Origin of the sequence: Daejeonella sp. (assembly GCF_044232565.1) — a bacterium.
In the GTDB taxonomy this organism is placed as follows: Bacteria; Bacteroidota; Bacteroidia; order Sphingobacteriales; family Sphingobacteriaceae; genus Daejeonella.
The window spans coordinates 1-4,580 of sequence record NZ_JBIILQ010000331.1 but is presented as its reverse complement, the minus strand read 5'-3'; the positions used below and the strand labels follow the sequence as shown (position 1 = coordinate 4,580).

Sequence of the window (4,580 nt, the reverse complement as noted above, 5' to 3'; positions counted from 1 at the left end):
CTGGTTAGCGTTGTAATGAGTTGGGAACGCGCGATCCGGACGGCCCTGCCGACCCGTTTTGCGGGTAGGCGACCACCTTTGATCATGCGGGAGACGGTGCGCTTCGAGAGGCGCAGATATTGGGCGACCTCAGCCAGGGTCAGCCACTCGTCGGCAGCGAGAGGCGTTGCCCCGTCCGAGGCAGCTGCATCGACCCCCTTCGGTGCGACGAGAACCCATGCCGGCAAATCAGTCGGGTTCGACCTCTTATGGAACAAAAAGTGTCGTTCTGATGTGGTTGGCGCCGAGGTGGTGTTTGAGGCATGGCGCATACGACCACGGCCATCCTCAGCGGGCAAAGGCAGAACCACCGGTATTTTGGGATAGGTTTTGCGTCGGAGGCGGTTTCGAGAGAGGATTGAACCGCGCTGGTGGTTCGAATCTTTCTCGCTCCGCCAACGCACCGAGTTGCGAACCCGCAATTGGGCCAGAGCAGAGACGCAAACTCTCCTCTGCTCAATACCGCATATCTGTCTCATAAGTGATGACTGGGAAAAAGCGGGCTGGGCGGACTAGCCCAGATGGCATCGCCCCGTTGATTGCTGTTGCATGCCGGCATAGAATGTACGTACAAGTTCGGACATAATGGGTATTTGCATAGCCTCGGCAACAGGGGCGCAGAAAACGCGGGCGGGGAGGCAGAGGCGTTGAACGGCTGGCTTGACAGCGGCATGGGGCACACACGGCGCCGCGCACTTGCGCTGTTGGCGGCGGGTGCGGCGATGCTGCCGGCGCGGCGGGCGTGGGCCGATCAGCCGTCTGCGCCAGGCGCCGCTTTACCGGCACTGGCGCTGGTATCGCGGCACTTGCAGTGGACGAGCGCCGATCATGGCCTTGATGTCGCGCGGCAGGCTGGGTTTCCGGCGATCATCTGGACGGTTCGGCGCGGCGCGCATGTCGAACCCGCCGCCGTGCGCACCGAACTGCCGCGCATCATAAGGGCGACCCAGGCAGCCGGCCTCGCCACTCCGATGGTCATCACCGGTATCGCAGATGCCCAATCCGAAGGCGTTGAGGCGACGCTGGCGACCATGCAAAGTCTCGACATCCGCCTTTATCGCGCTGCCGCGCCGCGCTACCGCTATGACGCGCCGTTTCAGCCGCAATATGATGATTTCCGCAGCAAGCTGGAGCGGCTGGCAAAGCTAAACGAGACCCATGGCGTCACTGCCGCTTTCCACACCCATGCCTATGCAGATACCATCGGCGGCAGCGCCTGGGATCTGTGGATGCTGATGCGGGGCATTGATCCGCGCTTTGTAGGCATCAATTACGATATCGGCCATGTTATGGCCAAGGGCGGCGCCGGTTGGCGCGAAAGCATACGCGCTCTGGGGCCCTATCTGCATTCGGTCTCGGTCAAGGATTTCCGCTGGGACAAGCTGGACACGGTGCCGGCCGGCCAATGGCCATGGCGCACACGGCTGGTGCCGCCCGGCGAAGGCATGGTCAATTTCGGCGATTTCTTCCGCTATCTGCAAACCAGCGGCTTCGGCGGCCCGCTGGAGACCTACTATGAGTATCTGGTGCGGGTGCCGGGCGTCGCGGCGCCTTTCGACATGCTTGGTACTGATATGGGCAAATGGCAGCTCGCTATCCCCGAAGCCGCCTTCATCGCGCTGCTGCAACGCGATGTGCAGTTTTATCAGCAAGCATGGACCACGGCACTGACCACGCCTGCACCGCCGCCCTTCTCGGTCAAGGCGCCCAACTGACATGCCGCGCCCGCCAGCCTCCGGAGACACCCCGATGCCCAGACGCCGTCTTGCCGCGATGACGGTGGCTTTACTGGCTGCAGCCAGCGCCGATGCCCAACCTGCAGCCCCGCAGGGAGGCCCCGGCGTCCTGTGTAATGCGCCGTGCGATCCCTACCCCGATTTGAAAAAACTGCTGATCGTCGCCGATGTACAATCGGGCTTTCATCACGCCAGCCTCAACCACACGATGGCAGTGCTCGAACAATTGGGCCGCAAGGCCGGCGTGTATGTCACCTTCCTGCGCACCGACAGCCAGTTGATCACCAAGCAACCCATAAAGGTGACCAGCGCCCGCTATGCACGCGGCAACACCAATATCCGCAACCTCGACTATTTCGATGCAGTGATGATCCTAGGCAGCGGCGAAGGCACAATGTCGGAAGCGCAAAAGGCCGATCTGCTGGCGTTCGTGCGAGATGATGGCAAGGGGCTCATCGTTGGCCACGCCCAAACGATCAACTTCTACAACTGGCCAGAATGGGGCGTGATGATCGGCGGCGTGATGGCCAGCGAGTATCCGGCCACCGGTATGTTCGCAAAGGTGAAAGACCCAGCTTGGAAATCCGCCGCTGCCTTCGGCCGCAAAAGCTTCCTGTGGAAAGACCAGTGGCCGGTGCTGACCCCGGCGTTCAAGCGCGGTGATGTCCATACCATCGTCGAGCTTGATGTTGCCAAGCTCACGCCTGAACAGTTGAAGCGCGCCGGCCGCAGCGATGGCTATTTCCCGATCGTCTGGGCCAAATCATACGGGAAGGGCCGGGTGTTCAACATGACTGGCGGCCACAACGACGCCCTGCTCGATGATCCCAAGACCCAAGCCCTTTATCTAGAGGGAATCAAATGGGCGCTCGGCCTGACCCAGCACGATGTGACGCCCGACCAATGAGCCCCAATCCGATCTCGCAGCCAAGTGGATACCATATGCAACGCACCAACCGCACGATCAACCTGCTAACCGCCGGCTTTCTGGGCACTGCCGGCCTGATGGCTGTGGCCGCAACATCGGCCGTTTCGCAGCCGACGCCGGCCGAGATGCAGCTGCCCGCGGGGCCGGGCCGCGATCTGGTGGCGCAGAATTGCGCGCAATGCCATCCGATCGGTCTGGCGCTCGGCAAGCGGCGCACGCCGGCGGAATGGAGCGCGCAACTCGCCAACATGGTGGCGCGTGGTGCCCAGCTTGACGGTGACCAGCTCAAACTCGCGCAGGCCTATCTGGCGACGCATTTCGCATCCGCCACCGCCGCTGGCGCCTCGGTGCAGGCCATTACCACGCAGCCCTCAGGCCCGGCACGAACCTATCCGCGCCCCAGCGGCCCCAGCCAGTGGCCGGCCTATGGCGGCGGCAATGCCAACCAGAATTTCTCGCCGCTCACCCAGGTCACCACGGCCAATGTCGCCAAGCTAACCCCGGCTTGGACCTATCATTATGGCGCCGGCATCGTGCCGCAGGGCGATCAGGGCCTAGATTACCGCTTCGAAGTGACGCCGTTGATGGTCGGCGGCATCATGTATTTCTCCACCCCGTCGTCGCCGGCCACGCCCGGCCTGAAGGCGTCGATTACCGCGCTGCGCCCGGAAACCGGCGAAGTGATCTGGAAGTACGCCAGCCCCTTGAACATCCACGGCCGCGGCGTCGCCTATTGGCCCGGGGATGCTGAAACGGCGCCGCGCATCATTTTTGCTACCGACGGCGGCCTCATCATGGCGGTCGACGTTACCACCGGCCGACTGGCGCCGGGCTTTGGCTGGGGCGGGCAGATCGATGCTTATGTAGGCGTCGCTTCCGAAGTGGTCGGCGAAAGCCGCCGTGCCAGCTTCACCATTCCCAACCCGGTCACTATCTACAGGAATCTGCTTATCACCGGCAGCCGCCCCGGCGAGGATGGCCCGCCCGGCCCGCGCGGCGACATCCGTGCCTTCGATGCCCGTACAGGCCGCAAGGTCTGGGAATTCCACACCATCCCGCACCCCGGCGAGGCTGGCAACGACCAATGGCTAGGCACCAGCTGGCGCGATGTCACTGGCGCCAATGTGTGGTCGACGATGAGTGTCGATGACGAGCGCGGCATCCTCTATGCCAGCACCGGCGATGCCAATGTGCCCGCCGCCGTCGGCGGATCGCAGCCCTATGCCAGCTCGTTGCTGGCAATTGACACGGCGACCGGCAAATTACTGTGGAGCCGGCAGATCACCCACCAAGATGTGTGGGACTGGGATGCGCCGACCCCGATGGTTTTGATGGATCATGTGCAGGACCGCAAGACCATCCCGGCTGTGCTGATGACCGGCAAGCACGGGCTGATCTTCCTGTTCAACCGCGTCACCGGTGAGCCGCTGAACGGCGTCACCGAACGGCCGACACCACAGCTGGCCACGCCCGATCCGTCGATATGGCCGACACAGCCGTTCCCGGCATGGCCGGAGCCGATCGCCCGCACCGCGATGACGCGCGATGAAATCCCCGACCTGGTGCCCGGCATGAAGGCCGCCTGCCAGGCGACCTGGGATCAATACAAGGCCGTCAGCGGGCCTTTGTACACGCCGCGCCGCCATCCCGATCATGCCGTCGTCACATATCCGAGCTCGGTAGGCGGGCCTAACTGGGGCGGCGGCGCCTTTGATCCCCATACCGGGCTTTACTATATCGCCATCCAGAACCGGGTGACCTTCTCGCTGCCGTCCGATGCGCCGCAGGGCATGGGGCACCTCACGCCGCCGGCACCGGGCACCCCCGGCGCCGATGCCCCGCCGCGGCCACGTGGGCCCAGGGGTGGCCGCAACCAG

At 63.7% G+C, this 4,580-nt stretch carries 3 protein-coding genes and 1 pseudogene; 3 read left to right on the top strand and 1 reads right to left on the bottom strand.

Annotation, left to right across the window (positions count from 1 at the left end):
- The coding region (locus ACILQF_RS12960; protein WP_395627818.1) for a helix-turn-helix domain-containing protein at positions 1-311 on the bottom strand (311 nt) is incomplete at its 3' end.
- A gap of 321 nt (positions 312-632) precedes the next feature.
- On the opposite strand from ACILQF_RS12960, the gene ACILQF_RS12955 reads away from it, so the two are divergent.
- From ACILQF_RS12955 to ACILQF_RS12945, 3 genes and pseudogenes are all read left to right on the top strand, one after another.
- Positions 633-1,754 (top strand): sugar phosphate isomerase/epimerase family protein, encoded by a 1,122-nt coding sequence (locus tag ACILQF_RS12955; protein ID WP_395627817.1) that lies wholly within the window; start codon positions 633-635, stop codon positions 1,752-1,754.
- 34 nt (positions 1,755-1,788) lie between these two features.
- Complete coding sequence (locus tag ACILQF_RS12950) at positions 1,789-2,682, top strand: ThuA domain-containing protein (RefSeq protein WP_395627816.1); 894 nt, start codon at positions 1,789-1,791, stop codon at positions 2,680-2,682.
- A 35-nt stretch (positions 2,683-2,717) separates the two neighbouring features.
- Positions 2,718-4,580, top strand: a pseudogene (locus ACILQF_RS12945) (hypothetical protein); the annotation flags it as partial.